General features: G+C 54.5%; 13 protein-coding genes and 1 tRNA gene. 9 read left to right on the plus strand and 5 right to left on the minus strand.

The features are described 5' to 3' along the window. Nucleotides 1–110: 110 nt before the first annotated feature. Nucleotides 111–890 (minus strand): pyruvate formate-lyase-activating protein, encoded by a 780-nt coding sequence (gene pflA, locus AMUC_RS08250; protein ID WP_012420578.1) that lies wholly within the window; start codon nt 888–890, stop codon nt 111–113. A gap of 16 nt (nt 891–906) precedes the next feature. After that, the gene (pflB, locus tag AMUC_RS08255; RefSeq protein ID WP_012420579.1) at nt 907–3,174 is read right to left on the minus strand and encodes a formate C-acetyltransferase; all 2,268 of its coding nucleotides are present in this window, start codon (nt 3,172–3,174) and stop codon (nt 907–909) included. 280 nt (nt 3,175–3,454) lie between these two features. On the opposite strand from pflB, the gene AMUC_RS08260 reads away from it, so the two are divergent. From AMUC_RS08260 to AMUC_RS08270, 3 genes are all read left to right on the plus strand, one after another. Then, complete coding sequence (locus AMUC_RS08260; protein ID WP_012420580.1) at nt 3,455–4,237, plus strand: GDSL-type esterase/lipase family protein; 783 nt, start codon at nt 3,455–3,457, stop codon at nt 4,235–4,237. A 222-nt stretch (nt 4,238–4,459) separates the two neighbouring features. Continuing rightward, complete coding sequence (locus tag AMUC_RS08265; RefSeq protein WP_012420582.1) at nt 4,460–5,248, plus strand: GDSL-type esterase/lipase family protein; 789 nt, start codon at nt 4,460–4,462, stop codon at nt 5,246–5,248. An 84-nt stretch (nt 5,249–5,332) separates the two neighbouring features. Beyond that, entirely contained in the window at nt 5,333–7,120 is a 1,788-nt protein-coding gene (locus AMUC_RS08270; RefSeq protein ID WP_012420583.1) for a sialidase family protein, read from the plus strand. Between the two features lie 13 nt (nt 7,121–7,133). Here the strand turns inward: AMUC_RS08270 and AMUC_RS08275 are convergent, their stop codons facing one another. After that, the gene (locus AMUC_RS08275) at nt 7,134–8,486 is read right to left on the minus strand and encodes an ankyrin repeat domain-containing protein (RefSeq protein WP_094137876.1); all 1,353 of its coding nucleotides are present in this window, start codon (nt 8,484–8,486) and stop codon (nt 7,134–7,136) included. A 546-nt stretch (nt 8,487–9,032) separates the two neighbouring features. Between AMUC_RS08275 and AMUC_RS08285 the strand changes: the two genes are divergently transcribed. From AMUC_RS08285 to AMUC_RS08300, 3 genes are all read left to right on the plus strand, one after another. Next, a complete protein-coding gene (locus tag AMUC_RS08285; RefSeq protein ID WP_012420585.1) occupies nt 9,033–9,872 on the plus strand; it encodes a Cof-type HAD-IIB family hydrolase in 840 nt (279 codons plus the stop codon). Nucleotides 9,873–10,489: 617 nt separating this feature from the next. Further along, entirely contained in the window at nt 10,490–10,870 is a 381-nt protein-coding gene (locus AMUC_RS08295; protein WP_012420587.1) for an NADH-quinone oxidoreductase subunit A, read from the plus strand. Between the two features lie 226 nt (nt 10,871–11,096). Then, nucleotides 11,097–12,251 carry an MFS transporter gene (locus tag AMUC_RS08300; RefSeq protein WP_205596313.1) on the plus strand — a complete coding sequence of 385 codons (1,155 nt, stop codon included), beginning with the start codon at nt 11,097–11,099 and terminating at the stop codon, nt 12,249–12,251. A gap of 31 nt (nt 12,252–12,282) precedes the next feature. Here AMUC_RS08300 and AMUC_RS08305 read toward each other — a convergent pair. Both AMUC_RS08305 and AMUC_RS08315 read right to left on the minus strand, forming a co-directional pair. Then, nucleotides 12,283–12,367: transfer RNA gene (locus AMUC_RS08305), tRNA-Leu, on the minus strand. A 480-nt stretch (nt 12,368–12,847) separates the two neighbouring features. Continuing rightward, on the minus strand, nt 12,848–13,228 hold the full coding sequence (locus tag AMUC_RS08315) for a hypothetical protein (protein WP_012420590.1): 381 nt from the start codon (nt 13,226–13,228) through the stop codon (nt 12,848–12,850). 86 nt (nt 13,229–13,314) lie between these two features. On the opposite strand from AMUC_RS08315, the gene AMUC_RS08320 reads away from it, so the two are divergent. The 3 genes from AMUC_RS08320 to rplT all read left to right on the plus strand — a co-directional run bounded on the left by AMUC_RS08320 (nt 13,315) and on the right by rplT (nt 16,721). Then, the gene (locus AMUC_RS08320) at nt 13,315–15,462 is read left to right on the plus strand and encodes an excinuclease ABC subunit UvrB (protein WP_012420591.1); all 2,148 of its coding nucleotides are present in this window, start codon (nt 13,315–13,317) and stop codon (nt 15,460–15,462) included. 516 nt (nt 15,463–15,978) lie between these two features. Then, on the plus strand, nt 15,979–16,188 hold the full coding sequence (gene rpmI / locus AMUC_RS08325; RefSeq protein WP_012420592.1) for a 50S ribosomal protein L35: 210 nt from the start codon (nt 15,979–15,981) through the stop codon (nt 16,186–16,188). 149 nt (nt 16,189–16,337) lie between these two features. Further along, nucleotides 16,338–16,721, plus strand: a complete 384-nt coding sequence (gene rplT / locus AMUC_RS08330) for a 50S ribosomal protein L20 (protein WP_012420593.1) — start codon at nt 16,338–16,340, stop codon at nt 16,719–16,721. The last annotated feature ends 243 nt before the right edge of the window (nt 16,722–16,964 follow it).

Raw genomic sequence — 16,964 nt, forward strand, 5'->3', positions numbered from 1 at the left:
TCCTTTTTGCATGGGTTCTGTAGTGGAGGGAAGAGGGCCCCTCATCCGGAAGAGGGGGATGCCTGCGTCCGGTTTGCTGCGGTTGGTGGCGCCAAAGCGCGAAAATCCGGTTAATGCACGCAATCCGGAAAGCCGCCCCGCCGGAAAATGCCGCGGACCTGTTCCGCCAGTTCTGCGGACGCTTCCGGGACGTCCTTCAAAGTATAGTCCAGCTTCAATTCATCCCATTTGAATCTCCCCAGCTGGTGGAAAGGGAGCACGTCCACGCGTTCCACGTTGCCCAGAAGCGCCGCATGGCGGGAGAGTTCCTCAATTTCTTCCAGATTGTCCGTAACGCCAGGTACCAGCACATACCTCAGCCACACGGGCTTGCGGAGGGAGGCCAGGCGTTCCGCAAACTCCAGTGTAGGGCGCAGTTCCCCGCCTGTCAGGGCGCGATACCGTTTCGGATTCCATGCCTTGATATCCAGCAGGACCAGGTCCGTATCCGCCAGCATTTCTTCGCCCGCATTCACGCCCAGATGGCCGGAGGTATCCAGGCAGGTGTGCAGGCCCAGTTTCCGGCAGCCTTTCAGCACGGCACCGGCAAAATCCGGCTGGAAGAGGGGATCCCCGCCGGAGAGGGTGACGCCGCCGCCCGCCGCCTGCAAAAAATCCCGGTAACGGGCTATTTCCTTGAGGACATCATCTGCGCTCCTGGTCCGTCCCCGCCGCACGTAAGAGGTATCCGGATTGTGGCAGTAGCGGCAGCGCAGGCTGCAGCCGGACAGGAAAAGGACGAAGCGGATGCCGGGGCCGTCCACGGTGCCGCAGGATTCCACGGAATGAACCAAACCGGTGACGGAGCTTTCTCCGTCCGGATCATGGTTTTGTGGAAAAACCTGCGGCATCCGCTTGCAGTCCGGGTTAACGGGTGTGGAAAGTGCGGTTGATGACCTCCTGCTGCTGTTCCCGGGTCAGCTTGATGAAATTCACGGCATAGCCGGAAACGCGGATGGTAAGCTGCGGGTATTTTTCCGGGTGATCCATGGCGTCGAGAAGCGTTTCCCGTTCCAGTACGTTCACATTAATGTGGTGACCTGTAGCGGCAAAGTAGGCGTCCAGCAGGGAGACGAGCTTGACGCGACGTTCACGTTCCTCCTTGCCCAGGGCCTGAGGAACGATGGAGAAGGTGTAGGAGATGCCGTCCAGGGAGTCGTCATAGGACAGCTTGGCTACGGAGAGCATGGAGGCCACGGCTCCGTTCCTGTCCCTTCCGTGCATGGGGTTGGCTCCGGGGGCGAACGGTTCCCCGGCTCGGCGGCCGTCCGGCGTGTTGCCCGTCTTTTTGCCGTACACCACGTTGGAGGTGATCGTCAGGATGGACTGGGTGGGCAGGGAATTGCGGTAAGTGTGGAGCCTGCGCAGTTTTTCCATGAAATTGCTGACCAGGCTGCATGCTATGTCGTCCACGCGCGGGTCATTGTTCCCGTAACAGGGGAATTCCCCTTCCGTCTTGAAGTCCACAATCAGCCCTTCTTCATTGCGGATGGCTTTTACGGTGGCATACTTGATGGCGGACAGGGAGTCCGCCGCCACGGAAAGCCCGGCGATTCCCGTAGCCATCGTGCGCAGAATTTCCGGATCATGCAGCGCCATTTCAATGCGTTCATAGCAGTATTTGTCGTGCATGTAGTGGATGATGTTCAGCGCGTCAATGTAAGTTTTGGCGAGCCAGTCCTGCATCTTGTCGTACAGGGTCATCACTTCATCATAGTTGAGAATTTCCTCCGTGTAGCGGGGGGAGGGCGGGGCCACCTGCTTGCCCTTGAGTTCATCCACGCCGCCGTTCAGGGCGTAGAGAAGGCACTTGGCGAGGTTGGCGCGCGCTCCGAAGAACTGCATCTGCTTGCCGATGCGCATGGCGGACACGCAGCATGCGATGCCGTAGTCGTCGCCCCAATGTGGGCGCATCAGGTCATCGTTCTCGTATTGAACGGAGGATGTTTCAATGGAAACCTTGGCGCAGAAGCTTTTGAAGGCTTCCGGCAGGTTCCGGGACCACAGAACGGTCAGGTTCGGTTCCGGAGCCGGCCCCAGGTTGTACAGGGTCTGCAGCATGCGGAAAGAACTGCGGGTGACGAGGGTGCGCCCGTCCTCTCCCATGCCGCCGATGGATTCCGTCACCCAGGTGGGGTCTCCGGAGAACAGGTTATTGTAATCAGGCGTGCGGATGAAACGGACGATGCGCAGCTTCATCACGAACTGGTCGATGATTTCCTGAACTTCCTCTTCCGTGATGAGCCCCTGTTCCAGGTCGCGGGTGAAATAAATGTCGAAGAAAGTGGAAACGCGGCCCAGGGACATGGCCGCTCCATTCTGTTCTTTCACGGCAGCCAGGTAGCCCAGGTACGTCCATTGCACGGCTTCGCGGGCGTTTGCGGCGGGGCGAGTGAGGTCGCAGCCGTAGGAGGCGCCCAGCTGGGCGAGTTCTTCCAGGGCGCGTATTTGTTCGCTCATTTCTTCGCGCAGACGGATCAGTTCATCCGTAAGGGGGGAATGTTCACGGTTTTTGAGGTCCTTGCGGCGTTCGGCAATCAGCTTATCCGTGCCGTACAGGGCCACCCGGCGGTAGTCCCCGATGATGCGGCCGCGGCCATAGGCGTCCGGAAGGCCGGTAATAATCCCGGCGGAACGGGCCGCCCGGATATCGGAAGTGTAGGCGTCGAAAACGCCTTCATTGTGCGTCTTGCGTATCTTTTTGAAAATGTCCGCGGTTTTCTCGCACATCTTGAACCCGTAGGATTCCAGGGCCTGTTGGGCCATGCGCAAGCCGCCAAAGGGCATCAGGGCCCTTTTCAGGGGGGCGTCCGTCTGGAGGCCTACGACCACTTCCAGTTCCTTGTCAATGTAGCCGGGCTTGTGGGATGTGATGGAGGATACCACTTTTTCATCAGCATCCAGCACGCCGCCGTTGTCTATTTCCCGTTTCAGCAGGACTTTCAGCTCGTCCCATAAACGAAGCGTGCGCTGGGAGGGGCCGGAAAGAAACTCTTCATTGCCGGAATAGGGCGTGTAGTTATGCTGGATGAAATCCCGTACGTCAATGGACTCCGTCCATGTTCCCGGCTTGAATCCCTGCCATTCCTGCGGAAGGGCGGTGGACTCCTTCAAGTCTTTTACTATGCTGATCATAAATAGAATGTAGTGAAGAAGACTGGAGAAAAACGTTCCGCAGCCCCTGAAAGGCTGGAAACGGCAAAACTCCGCGCCGCGTAATTATATCGTGAATTCCGGGGGACAACAAGGCTAATTCTTTGCGAAGAGAACGCGGGTGCGCTGGCTTTGGCATGTTTCACCTGTCTGTCCGTTGCGGAGCGGAAAATGAGGGGAACATGCGATTGCGGAAAAGTGACGGAAGATTATTTCTCTTTACTTTCCTAATCTCTATTGCAGTATCTCAACGCTTACCGTTATGAAATCTTATGCATGCCTTTGTTTATTGCTGGCGGGAGTTTTTTGCGTTGCTTTTTTCTCCGGGGCCTGTGCTGATGAATTGCCGCCCACGCTGAAGCCCCAGGTGAACCCGCGGGCCGTGTATGACTGGAAAAAACGTCATGAAGCAGTGATGGAGCGGAACCGGACCGTCAAACCGGAATATGTCGTCTTTGGTGACAGCATTACCCACCGCTGGGGCGGCGAGCCTTCCGGGGACAACAGGGCTCTCGGAACAGGAAAAACCGCCTGGCATAGCCTGTTTTCTTCCCATGCGGTAACCAATATGGGGTTTGGTTCCGATTACGTGGATAATGCCTATTACCGCTTGCAGCTGGGAGAGCTGGACGGCATTTCTCCGCGGGTCATCATCGTGCTGCTGGGAACCAATAATCTTGGCGGGCGGAAGGATGCTCCCCGGGCCTGCGCAGACAATCTCAAGGCTTTTGTGAGCCTGGCGCGCCGGAAGTGCCCCTCTTCCAAAATCCTGTTGCTGGGCATTCTCCCCAGGGAGGAAAAAAAGCTGGCTCCCCTGATTAGGGAAACCAATAAAATGATATCCGGCCTGGCTGACGGAAACAGCGTGTTTTTCGCCAATCCCGGCGAGGAATTCCTGGGGGAGGACGGAGTGTCCCCAAAACCCGGGCTGCTGGAGGATGGGCTGCATCCCAGTGCCAGGGGGTACGACATACTGGGGAAGTCGTTGAGCGTATTGCTGAAGAAAATGGACGACAAGTACGGCAAGCTGCCCGCTCCCCGGTAGATGAATACGGGGGAGGGCGTTCCTGTTCCGGGAGAGGCCGGGGGATGGATGAAATGGAGCGCGCCTTGGAAGAGGCCGGACACGGTGCTCGCCTGGCCGTGGTTGCGGCAGGATTTGCCGGACGGGCAGTGGTCTTTTTTACTCTGCCGGAGGAAGTGACGCCTGCGATCTTGATGCACGGCAGAATTTGCTTAAACTGAAAACCGGTTTTACTTTTTGATTATGAATTTCCTCTCCTACATGCTCGCCATATTGCTGGGGAGTTCCAGTCTGGCATTTTCTGCGCCTTCCATTCCGGCCTCCGCGTTGCCCGCTACCCTGAAGCCGGAGCCCCATCAGCGGGACCCGTATGATTGGAATGCCCGGCATGAAGCCGTTAAAAAAAGAAACCGGGCCGTCAAGCCTGAATACGTGATGATAGGGGACAGCATTACCCACCATTGGGGAGGGGAGCCTTCCGGGGACGGAAAAAATACGGGATCGGGGTCCTGGGAGAAATTATTCGGTCCGCATGCAGCGACGAATATGGGCTTTGGATTTGATTATGTGGATAATGCCTATTACCGTGTCCAAAACGGGGAGCTGGACGGCATTTCTCCGCGGGTCATCATTGTGTTGCTGGGGACCAATAATCTGGGGCACCGCAAGGATACGCCGCAGGCATGTGCGGACAATATCAGGGCATTTGTCCGCCTAGTGCGCCGGAAGTGCCCCTCTTCCAAAATCCTGTTGCTGGGCGTTCTCCCACGGAAGGAGAAAAACCTGGCGGAACCGGTGAAGCAGACGAACAGACTGTTGGTGGAACTGCATAACGGAAAGGACATTTTCTTTGCCGATCCGGGAAAGGCGCTTCTTTCCGCAGATGGTGCTTCTCCGCAGAATGAATTCATGAAGGATGTGGTGCATCCCAATGCCAGGGGGTACGAGGTTTTGGAAAAGGAACTGGCCGTACTCCTGAAAAAGATTGATGCAAAATACCGGGGAGGGAAGCAGGCGGGAAAGCATTCCTGATGATCGTCTTCTGATGGAAGGTAGGATTTTGCTTGAAGGGAAAGCCCCGGTTGAGGAAAATATACGGCCTTTGATATTTAGTTTATGAAAAACCTGTTGTTTGCATTGTTGACCGGTTCCTTTTGTTGCTGTTATGCCCAACAGAAGGCCGCACCCGTTCCGGAACCTGAAGTTGTCGCCACTCCGCCGGCTGATGCGGGGCGCGGCCTTATCCGTGTGGACTCCCGTGAAATACGCCATTATTCCGGTACCCGCAAGGAACCGGATTACCTGGTCAGCAGGGATAACGGAAAAACATGGGAAATGAAGGCCGCTCCGGCTGGCTACCCTCCCAACTACGGTGGCATTCCCAAAGAATCTCCAGCTATTGTGCGCAACCCTCTGACCAGGGAATTCATTCGTGTGCAGCCTATCGGGGGCTTTGTATTTCTTTCCAGGGGTGGGCTGGACGGCAAGTGGCTTGCCGTCACGAATGACGGCAAACTGGAAGAAGACTGGAAAGACCCGGAAAAGAGGAAAAACCTGAAAAAACTGGGCGGCATCATGCGAACCCCCGTTTTTGTGAACAAGGGCCGCAGGGTGATCGTGCCGTTCCACAACATGGGCGGCGGCACCAAGTTCCATATTTCCGATGACGGGGGGCTGACCTGGCATGTATCCAGGAACGGTGTTACTTCCCCCAGACATGAAGCCAGGCCCCCCCACCAGGGCGTCAGATGGTTCAACAATGCCGTGGAAGCCACGGTTTTGGAAATGAAAGACGGTACGTTGTGGGCGCTTGCCCGCACCTCCCAGGACCAGGCGTGGCAGGCTTTTTCCAAGGATTACGGGGAAACGTGGAGCAAACCGGAGCCTTCCCGCTTTTTCGGCACCCTGACCATGAACACGTTGGGACGCCTGGATGACGGAACTATCGTTTCCCTGTGGACGAATACAATGGCTCTGCCTGAAAACGCCACAGCTGGCAACGGAACGTGGGAGGATGTATTCACCAACCGTGATTCCCACCACATTGCTATGTCCGGGGACGAGGGCAAAACCTGGTACGGGTTCCGGGAGATTATCCTGGACGAACACCGCAACCATCCCGGCTATGCTACGCTGGATGGTCCGGAAGACCGCGGCAAACATCAGAGCGAAATGGTGCAGCTGGACAAAAACCGCATCCTTATTTCCCTGGGGCAGCATAAAAACCACCGCCGCCTGGTTATTGTGGACCGCCGCTGGGTAGGGGCCAAGACGCGTGCCACGCAGACGGGGAAAGATTTGGATTCCCAGTGGACCATTCACACTTATATCCCCCAGAAAAAAGGCCATTGCAGTTATAACCGCAAGCCTTCCGCCGAGTTGGTTCAGGATCCGTCCGGGGGCACGAAGAAGGTGTTGCAAATCAAGCGTCTGGATGATCCCGAACTGGTCAATGAAAAATCCAATGTGGATTACCGGAACGGCGGAGCTACCTGGAACTTTCCGAACGGGACCACGGGGCTGGTCAAATTCCGCTTCCGTGTAGTGGACGGGGAGCAGGCGGATGATTCCGGCCTTCAGGTCTCTCTGACGGACCGGCTGTTTAATGCCTGTGATTCCACTACGAAGGATTATGCCCTGTTTACCTTCCCGATCAGGCTGAAACCTGCGCCCCATCTGTTGCTGGGGATGAAAAAAGTGCCTTTCACGCCCGGCGCGTGGCATGAAATTTCCCTTCTTTGGCAGGGTGGGCAGGCCGTGGTGTCTCTGGACGGAAAGAAGGCCGGAACGTTGAAAATGGCTAATAAGTCCCCCAATGGAGCCAGTTATATCCATTTCATCAGCACCGGGTCCCAACCGGATGCCGGCATTCTGCTGGATACGGTGAATGCCCGGGTGAAGTAAGGAGCGGCGGGATTCAATGGTTTTCCTTCTTCGGAAGCGGCGGAGCGCTTAATTCCGGCAGGTATTTCAGCACCATCTGGAGATGTTCGTTTGACCGGTTGCCTATCCTCTGGAGGGCTGTGCGTCCGTATTTGTCTTTCAGGGATGGGTTTGCGTGGTGGTCCAGCAGAAGACGCGCAATACCCAGTTTCAGCCGGTCCAGGGAATCGTCTCCCAGCAGCATGCCTCGGCAGCATGCCATGAGGGGAGTTTCTCCGGCGGCGTTTTGATGGTTGACGTCAGCTCCCTCTTTGATGAAGAGATTGACCAGATCCCTGATTTGAGGGAGGCAGGACACATCAATGAAAGCCAGCTGGCGGCACAGGTTCAGCAGGGCCGTGTCTCCCGCGGTTTCCGGCAGGGTGGTGGACGCGGGCATGGCCGCATTCACGTCCGCTCCGTATTCCAGCAGAATATGTGCAATTTGCAGTGCGGCGTTCGGAGTGTTCAGGTTCAGGGAAAGAAGGGGCGGGGCCATTTCCCCGCGGAAATTGGGATCGTACCCGGCTTCGCAAAGCTTGCGGACCAGCAGGGGGTATCCGGCGGCCGTGGCCCATGTGAGCAGACTTGTTTTTTTACCTTTCAATTCAGGCTGGAGGGAAATATCCGCACCGCATTTCAGAAGAAACAGGGCCGCTTCCTCATAGGGTGCTCCTCCAATACCGGCCACACAGGTGATGACGAGGGGCGGCCAGCCCAGCGGCCCCGGTTTATTCACATCCGCACCGTACTGAATCAGGAGATTAAGGCAGGAGAGCCTGTTATGCACCGGCAGGGGCGTGGAGTCGTCCATGCCTGGCTGGCAGGCGTAAGTCAGGGGGGTATTTCCCTGTTCGGAGTCCGGAATGGAGGGAAAGGCCTGTTGCGGCAGGATGATCTGAACGTTCGGGTCCGCATGGCGCTGTAAAAGGCGGTTCAGCAACTGCACTTCTCCGAGCCCGGCGGCGAGATGCAGCAGGGTTTCATGGGATGGAGTGATGCAGCGTCCGTCTGCGCTTTCCGCCGTGTCCCGTATCATCTGAAGCCGTTCCCTGATTTCGTCCTTCATATATTGGCGCATGGAAACCTCGGAAAACATGTGCCAGTCAATATGGCGTGAATTGAGGGAAAGCCCGCGGTAAATGAAACGTTCCGGGCTTCGATGGGCTGTGAAATTCGCTGCGGTCAGAATTTGTTCTTTTTCCGCTTTTGTCCAGATAGGGTTGAAATTCCATTCCGCGGGAGAAGAATCATTCCTGTTCAGCCAGAAAACAGCGAAAGCCGCGGCAAGAGAGGCAAAAAAGCTCAAAGCTCCAAGAAACCAGAGAGTTTTCTTTCTTAAAGTCATGTGTATCATAAGCAGGGGTACTGCGAAAGGCCATGATGCAGGAATCCATAACTCCGGGCAATGAAAAAATAGTATGAGCAAAGAATGCCCGGGGCAAACCATGTGGGAATTCGGGTGGCGGATTGCAAATTCGGAGGAGAATTTTTTCCTCTTCATCTGGGAAAAAAGCTCGTGGATAAAGAGAATTACGAAGGAAACGGAAAATATGGTGTCATGGGCCGGACTTCACAAAAATTATGGAGTTTATGGCGTGGATCATTTAACTCCAATTATTTGAATTGTATCCGAATTTGCAATTCGGTGTGATACGCTAAATATTGCGGATGTGCGGATGGTTTCAAATTATTTGCATTTGCCGCTGCTGCACTCACGGTAGAATGAAGGAAGCTGAAACTTATGGAAGAAATGGAGATTCTCCCGTAAAATGATGGAGAGAACTGTATCCTTGCTGCTGGCCTCCTGGTCTTTCCTTTCGCTGTCCGCTCCATGCTGTCTGAAGCCGCTCTTGCCCTGGAAGTAAGGATAAACGATGATTCTGGCAGCGTTATGGATTCCGTCAAACTTATTGCGTCCGATATGGATGGGACGCTGCTTAATGGAAAAGGTGAATTGGACCCTGCGTTTTTTCCCTTGTTTAGGGAACTTGAGCTTCGCGGCATTCGTTTTGCGGCAGCAAGCGGCCGCCAGTATGACGGATTGCTCCGGACCTTTGCCCCCGTGGCGGACCGGATGCTGTTTATTGCCGAGAATGGCGCTTATGCGGCGGCGGGTAGAAAAGAATGGCTGCTTCTGGACATGGATCATGAAACGGTAGCCGGTTTGATTGCCGGGATCAGGTGCATTGAAGGAACCTGCATCGTCCTCGCAGGGCGGGATTCCGCATATATTGAGGACAAACAGCCGGAATTCGTCCGGGAGGCCCGCAAATATTACACACGCTGTCAAGAAGTGGGGGACCTGCTGGACGTGCGGGGAGACAAACTTTTGAAAATAGCAGTATATGACTTCCTGGGAGCCGGGGAAAACAGTTATCCCCGGCTGAAGCATTTGGAACATGGCTTCCAGGTGGCTGTCTCCGGAGAGAAATGGATGGATATCAGCCGGAAAGGGGCCAATAAGGGGGCCGCTCTGGAATTGATTCAGAGGAAACTGGGAATTTCTTCGGAGGAAACGATGGTTTTCGGGGATCAGATGAATGACGCTCCAATGATGCGGCAGGCGCGTTTCAGTTATGCCATGGCGAATGCCGTGCCGGAAATCCGTTCCATGGCCGCATTTGAGGCGCCGTCCAATGAGGAAAACGGAGTGATGCAGGTGCTTGGAAAGATGTTGGACGCCCATTCTCCGCAGGGAAGGGCCGGGAATTGCAGGAAACCCCGTCTCTAATTGCCGGGTAATGGAATAAAATCAGGGTTATGTTGATGTTATTGTCAGATTTTTTTAATATGCTGGCGATGGCCGTGTTCGCTTGCATTGGCGGTGTTTTTCTGGGAATGGGCTTTCTGCTGCTTAAATTGGCGGGAATTTTTTTCGGAATATTGGCGGGGTGTATTATTCTGATGGAAGCGGCCGGAAGGTGGATTTCCCATTTGATGGGGGCGTGAGTCCGTTATTCCCGGCAATGAAGGGGATTCCTGTACGCTTTCCGTGAGGGGAGAGCTTTCTGATGGCTGGGCCATTGCCGGCTGCTGTTGTTGCCGGTTCATTGCCGAATGCTGAAGTGGAAGGCTGCATCCTGCCTGGATTCTGCGTGTTAAAACCGGATAGCGGAGTTTTGTGATAAACAGACGTTTGCCGTAAGATGCCCTGGAAGACAGAGCCCCGCAGAAAGGAAGTCCCAGGGATATGAAATGCCGGGCGTCCCCATGGAAGGGACTGTTGCCTTTGTACTATTTGACAGGGCGGGAGACGGAATTTTACCGTCCCTCCCGTCAGCATGAAAGCTGTTGCCCTTTTTAGTTTTGCTTTTCCGCAATGTCTGTGGTACACCCGTGCCAGACGTCATGAATCAGGAATTTTTTTCAGTGCTCGTGCAGGTGGCGGCCGCCTTGGGGCTGGCCGGCATGATCTTGTTGCTCAGTATCTTGATGGGCAAGCGTTCTTCCGTGCGTAAACCGGCGGACATTCCCTACGAATGCGGGATGATTCCCATGGGGGAAGGCGCCCCCATGTTCTCTGTAAAATTCTATATGGTGGCCATGCTCTTTGTCATTTTTGACTTGGAAGTGGTATTCCTCTATCCTTGGGCCGTCAATTTCCGGGACTATATTATGATGAATCCGGAATCGTTCACGGCCATGTGCATTTTCATTGGCATTTTGCTGGTGGCCTACCTGTATGCGCTGGGCAAGGGTGCCCTGAACTGGCACCACGATCCCCGTTGACCGTTTTTGTTCCCTTTTACCAACGCCGTGTTCCATGAGGAATACGGCGTTTTTTATGTGAAAGAAAAATTGCCTTGGAAAATGGCGGGGGAGAAATATCCGTAAATCCTGTCCTTTTTCCGGATGCCTGTTTGCATGTAAAATCATATTGTACAAAAGATGATTTCTCTTGCCAGAAGAGTGGAATAGGGATAGCGTTTGCGCGATCAGGAAATTCATCATGAATATGCCTCTTCCTAAAACGACGCAAGGTGTTTATCGTCTGTCGGTCAGTACCTTTTATTTTCTTCAGGGTTTGGTGTTCGCCAGTTGGGCATCCCGCATCCCGGACATCAAAAGTGCATTGGGGTTGAACGATGCCGACTTGGGGTCCGTTCTCTTTGCCGTCCCGGTGGGGCAGATGTCCGCCATGGCGCTATCCGGTTACCTGGTTGGCCGTTGCGGCAGCCGGAAAATACTGATGGCGGCATCCGTCTTTTATCCTGCCGTGCTTGTATGCCTGGGTATGGCGGGGTCTTTCTGGGAACTGGCGGCCGGGTTATTTTTCTTTGGGGTAGCCGCAAATCTGACGAATATATCCGTCAATACGCAGGGAGTGGGAGTGGAACGGCTGTACCAGTGCAGCATCATGGCCCGGTTCCACGGTTTATGGAGCCTGGCGGGTTTTTTCGGAGCTTTGCTGGGAGCTGCCATGGTGGACTGGCATATTTCTGCGGAAACGCATTTCATCGCCATTTTCCTGATATGCATGATTATTCTGGCCGTTTTTTCCCCCTCTCTTCTGCCGAGGGATGCCCGGCGTTCCTCCTCCCAGGGAGGCGGCATGTTCCGGAGCATGGATGCTTATGTACTGGTCATCGGGCTGATCGCCTTCGGAAGCATGGTGAGCGAAGGAACCATGTTTGACTGGAGCGGCGTGTACTTTGAAAGCGTGGTAAAACCCGGTCCGGGGCTGGTGCAGATGGGATACGTGGCATTCATGAGCACCATGGCCCTGGGGCGTTTTACGGCAGACCGCCTGGTGATGCGCTTCGGGCCTGTGCGGGTTCTGCGCGCCAGCGGCATCCTTATTGCCTCCGGATTGCTCGTCTCCGTCCTGTTCCCGATGCTGTGGTCCGCCACGCTGGGCTTTCTGCTGGTGGGTTTTGGCACCTCTTCCATTGTCCCGCTCTGCTACAGCATGGCCGGGAAATCCCGGAAAATGATTCCCAGCATGGCGCTGGCTTCCGTTTCTACCATCGGCTTTCTGGGGTTCCTGATGGGGCCGCCGGTCATTGGTCATATTGCCCATGCTTCCTCCCTCCGGTGGTCTTTCTCCCTGATTGCCCTGGTTGGACTGGGGACGGCATTCATTGCCCCTTTCCTCAAGAAATATAGGTAATCACTGTTAATGATATGCCTATATTGTGAAATGGTGCGCCTGGCAGGACTCGAACCTGTACGCCTTTCGGCACCAGATCCTAAGTCTGGCGCGTCTACCAATTTCGCCACAGGCGCAACGAACGGGCGGACGCACTCTGCCATACCAGGCTCTGGCGTTCAAGATTAAACAGGAGTTTTTACCTTTGACGCGCTTGTGGGAAGCACCTGTGGTGAGAAACCCATAGGAAAGTTAGCTGACCTGTTGGGTGTCTGCTTTCTGGCGGCATTTTCCATTCATGGGCGGATGTCTGGTTCCCCAAAGGCACATTTACTCCGGATTAGAAGGGGGGGGCATTGAATACGTCCTGGTTTGTCTGCCGGTAAAGGATGGAAAATCCTTGGTAGCTGATTCTGTGAAGGAGGTTCTGGAGAAAGGAAAGTTTTATCCCAAGCCGGTGTTGGCCGCCGGTGATGGTTACGGGGCGCAGTGTTTCGCGTATGAGGAGGGCGATACTGATGCCAAACAACGAGGCGTGAAATTAAGAAAATTCTCGAGCCAGTTAAAGCAGTCCTGAACCGGAGGATGGAATATCCCAAATATTTTCCCGGGCAGGCTTATCCCATGATTTGTGCCGGAAAAGGAAATAGTTTCACGAACAGAAAGTCCAGCATCCCCAGGCACAGGGCGATGCAGACGGCTTTTTTAGGGGACAGGAGAGGCGTTGTTTTCAGCCAGGCGACGATGCCGGCATGAACCGCCAGAGAGATGCCCACAGACCACCAGAAGAACGGAATGCCCGTCATGGCGAAGAGGGCCGCCAGCGGGTAGGTGAATGCCAGAAAGAGTTTCATGACAGCTTCCCATTCATGCCCGCGTACCATCATCAGCTGCTTGGACAGAAGAGAGACATACAGGCAGGAAGGGACTACAACGCACAGGATGAGGGAAACAACCCCTTTTTTTGCATACCGTTCTTCCTGTGTGGGAATGTACATGCCGCATATACTGGGTCAGGAGGGGAAAATTGTCAAACATTGTCCTAGCCCGGCGGGGCGGGAGCAATATACTGACGGCATTGCGTATGTCGTCTTTTGAGTTGAATTCCTCCTTCAAGCCTTCCGGAGACCAGGAGCAGGCCATCGGCAAACTGCTCAAGTCTCTGGAGGCGGGTAACAAGCACCAGGGGCTCCTGGGAGTGACCGGGAGCGGCAAGACATTCACCATGGCGAATTTGATTGCCCGGATGAACAGGCCCACGCTGGTGATTTCCCACAACAAGACGCTTGCCGCACAGCTTCATTCGGAGCTGAAGAGTTTTTTCCCGAATAACGCGGTGGATTACTACGTTTCCTATTTCGATTATTACCAGCCGGAGGCGTATATCGCCAGTTCCGACACCTACATTGAAAAGGATTCCGCCATTAATGACGAGTTGGACCGCCTGAGCCTGAATGCCATGAATTCCCTGATGACACGGAGGGATGTGATTGTGGTGGCATCCGTTTCCTGCATTTACGGCCTGTCCACTCCGGAGGATTACAGGAACCTGACGCTGCGCATGCGCGAGGGGGATGTCATGGACCGGGACGTGTTTTTGAAGCATCTGGTGGAACGCCTGTTCGAGCGGCAGGATTTTGATTTTACCCGCGGCACGTTCCGCGTGCGCGGTGAGGTGGTGGAGGTGTTTCCCGCTTATTCGGAAGGTGAAGCAATCCGCGTAGAGTTTTTCGGCGACGAGGTGGAACGGGTTTCTTTGATTGACTCCGCCACCGGGCGTGTGAGGGAACGGCTTGGGAGCTACACTTTTTTCCCGGCCAAGCAGTATGTGGCCGCTCCGGAGAAACGGGCGGCGGCGTTAAAGGCTATCCGGGAAGAGCTGGAGGACCGCGTAGGCTGGTTTGAGAAGCATGGGCGCCTGCTGGAAGCGCAGCGGCTTAAATTGCGCACGGATTATGATTTGGAACTGATTGAAGAGCTGGGTTTCTGCAAGGGGATTGAAAATTATTCCCGCCATTTGTCCGGCCGCCTGCCCGGAAGCGCCCCATCCACCCTGCTGGATTTCTTTCCCAAGGATTCATTGACCCTGATTGATGAAAGTCATGTGGCGGTGCCGCAGCTGGGAGGCATGTACGAGGGGGACCGAAGCCGCAAAAATATTCTGGTGGAGCATGGGTTCCGCCTGCCCAGCGCTCTGGATAACAGGCCTTTGAAATTCCATGAGTTTATGGAAAGGCAGAACCAGATTGTGTATGCTTCCGCTACTCCGGGGCCATTTGAACTGGTAAATTGCCGTGCGGATAATAAGACGTATATTCCCGTGCGCCGTGCCGCCAGATCCGGAGAAAAGGCTCCGGAAGGGTTCAAAGGAATTTTGTTTACCTCTCCCAAGGACATTCGCGTTGCTCCCAGCCCATCCACGGAACCGGTAGAAAAATTTGACCCAACCAGGCGTTCTACACCCCTGATTGTAGAGCAGATTATCCGGCCTACCGGGCTGCTGGAGCCGAAGATTACCATCCGTCCATTGAAAGGGCAGATTGACGAGACGATCGCCATGTGCAATGAACGCGTTGCCAAAAATGAACGCGTGCTGGTCACGACGCTGACCAAGAAGACGGCGGAAGATTTGACGGAGTACCTGAAAGGGGTAGGATTGAAGGTGTCCTACATTCACGCGGATGTGGATGCGATTGAGCGTGTGGAGATTTTACGTGCTTTGAGAGCCAGGAAGATAGACGTTCTGGTAGGCATTAACCTGCTTAGGGAAGGGCTGGATTTGCCGGAGGTTTCCCTGGTGTGCATTCTGGATGCGGACAAGGAGGGGTTTTTGCGCAATGAGACATCCCTGGTGCAGACGGCGGGCCGCGCCGCGCGGCATTTGAATGGAGAGTGCGTCTTGTTTGCGGATGTGATGACGGATTCCATCAAACGGCTGGTTGAGCTGACGGATTACCGTCGGGGTATTCAGGAAAAATACAACCGGGAACACGGTATTGTCCCCCAGACGGTGAGCCGTTCCGAACAGGGGCAGTTGAAGTTGTACGCAGAGGATGATGAAGAGTCCTTCCGCGTAGCGGAGGATGAAGCCGGGTATGGTCTGGAAGAGCGCATTGCCAGGCTGGAGACGGAAATGAAGGAGGCTGCTTCCCATTTGGAATTTGAACGCGCCGCCTTGATTCGGGATGAAATCAGGCAGATGCGCGGAGAATATGGAAAAGGCAGGGGATAATATCCGGCGTGATGAATTGGGGATGAGCTTTCTGGTAGGATGGCATGCTGTTTTTTCGTGATATTTGTCCATCTTATTCTTGGCCGTCATTTGACGGTGATTTGGATATTGGGTTTAACAGTTAATTGCTTAAAGAATTCTGCTGATGTGACGTCAGTGTTCCGGACCGGAGTCTGCTGTCAACGTGAAATATTCTAAGAAGGCCTTACGCCGATGGGGGAGTATATGAAGAGTTCTTTGTTCCAGTCTTTTCTTATATATAAAAATTTCTCATGATAAGCACTTGCCGAAGTGGCAAAGGGTATGGCGGATGACAGAGGATTCCCAGGCTGGCAGCAGTAGCTGTCTGATCATCCTTTGCCGGTTATGTTCCCCATTTTATTTCTTGATGCAGCCGGCTGCGTCAAAGGCGCCGGGCAATGATGGTCAGGAGGGGCCCATTTGCCATCGTCTGAAGAAAAGATTTGCATAAAAAATACTTGCGTATTTGGAAAAAGCCTGTAATCTCCTTCCACCATGACCCGCAAAGGTGGTATCAATAAAACCCGCAAGGCAGTCGCCAAGCGTTTCAAGGTAACCGGCACGGGCAAGGTACTGCGCCGTAAACAGGGCAAGCGCCACATCCTCCAGAAGAAGTCCAGCAAGCGCAAGCGCCAGCTTGGCAAGGTGGCTCTGGTGGACGAGACGCAAGTCTGGGCAGTCAAGCAGAACCTGCCTTTCGCCTAAACCGCGGAAACGCTCGACTAATGCCGAGCTTTCCCCCCGCTGAACGGGGGGCCTTCATGCAGCCTTCTTCCGATGGGAAGATAAGAACAGGCGAGACTGCAGGGAGGTGAGGAAGAACAGTCTGTTCAAGATAGAAATAGAAATAAGCTATGCCACGTGCCACTAATGGACCGGCCTCTCGCAAGCGTCGTAAGCGCATTCTCTTGCGTGCCAAGGGTTTCCGCGGTTTCCGCAGCAAACTCTTCCGCTACGCCAAGGATGCTGTTTACAAGGCTTGGCAGTATGAATACCGCGACCGCAAGCGTCGGAAGGGACAATTCCGCCGTCTTTGGATCGCCCGTATTTCCGCTGCCGTCCGCGACCGCGGTCTGACCTATTCCCGCTTTATGGAAGGCTTGAAAGCCGCCAATATTGATTTGGACCGCAAGGTTCTTGCCGATTTGGCCGTCTCTGACGAAAAGGCTTTTGACGTTATCTTCGCTCAAGCGAAGAAGGCCATTGAAGCCAAGGATGGCGCCGCTCTCCGCGCCTGAATGTGCGGGAGTTTCCATCTGTTCAGTAAACGTTAACCGACAGCCTCCGGAAATAATTTTCCGGAGGCTGTTTTCATGTCCGGACATGGCAGTTTCGGCCGTTGGCATTTTCCTGTAAATGACTTATGGAGCAGGTGTTCGCACGTTCATCATTTAGTGTGCCAGCCAGTTTCTCTTATTGCAGCGTCGGTTTTCCCATGCCGACTGGGAAAAATCCTGTTTCCGCCAGTGCGCATTTTTGTT

It is taken from the genome of Akkermansia muciniphila ATCC BAA-835 (genome assembly GCF_000020225.1).
GTDB lineage: Bacteria > Verrucomicrobiota > Verrucomicrobiia > Verrucomicrobiales > Akkermansiaceae > Akkermansia > Akkermansia muciniphila.

Bases quoted from the DNA above. Each gene is read 5' to 3' on its own strand.
- pflA (WP_012420578.1), bottom strand. From the start codon at position 890: ATGCCGCAGGTTTTTCCACAAAACCATGATCCGGACGGAGAAAGCTCC.
- pflB (WP_012420579.1), bottom strand. From the start codon at position 3,174: ATGATCAGCATAGTAAAAGACTTGAAGGAGTCCACCGCCCTTCCGCAG.
- AMUC_RS08260 (WP_012420580.1), top strand. From the start codon at position 3,455: ATGAAATCTTATGCATGCCTTTGTTTATTGCTGGCGGGAGTTTTTTGC.
- AMUC_RS08265 (WP_012420582.1), top strand. From the start codon at position 4,460: ATGAATTTCCTCTCCTACATGCTCGCCATATTGCTGGGGAGTTCCAGT.
- AMUC_RS08270 (WP_012420583.1), top strand. From the start codon at position 5,333: ATGAAAAACCTGTTGTTTGCATTGTTGACCGGTTCCTTTTGTTGCTGT.
- AMUC_RS08275 (WP_094137876.1), bottom strand. From the start codon at position 8,486: ATGACTTTAAGAAAGAAAACTCTCTGGTTTCTTGGAGCTTTGAGCTTT.
- AMUC_RS08285 (WP_012420585.1), top strand. From the start codon at position 9,033: ATGGATTCCGTCAAACTTATTGCGTCCGATATGGATGGGACGCTGCTT.
- AMUC_RS08295 (WP_012420587.1), top strand. From the start codon at position 10,490: ATGAATCAGGAATTTTTTTCAGTGCTCGTGCAGGTGGCGGCCGCCTTG.
- AMUC_RS08300 (WP_205596313.1), top strand. From the start codon at position 11,097: ATGCCTCTTCCTAAAACGACGCAAGGTGTTTATCGTCTGTCGGTCAGT.
- AMUC_RS08315 (WP_012420590.1), bottom strand. From the start codon at position 13,228: ATGTACATTCCCACACAGGAAGAACGGTATGCAAAAAAAGGGGTTGTT.
- AMUC_RS08320 (WP_012420591.1), top strand. From the start codon at position 13,315: ATGTCGTCTTTTGAGTTGAATTCCTCCTTCAAGCCTTCCGGAGACCAG.
- rpmI (WP_012420592.1), top strand. From the start codon at position 15,979: ATGACCCGCAAAGGTGGTATCAATAAAACCCGCAAGGCAGTCGCCAAG.
- rplT (WP_012420593.1), top strand. From the start codon at position 16,338: ATGCCACGTGCCACTAATGGACCGGCCTCTCGCAAGCGTCGTAAGCGC.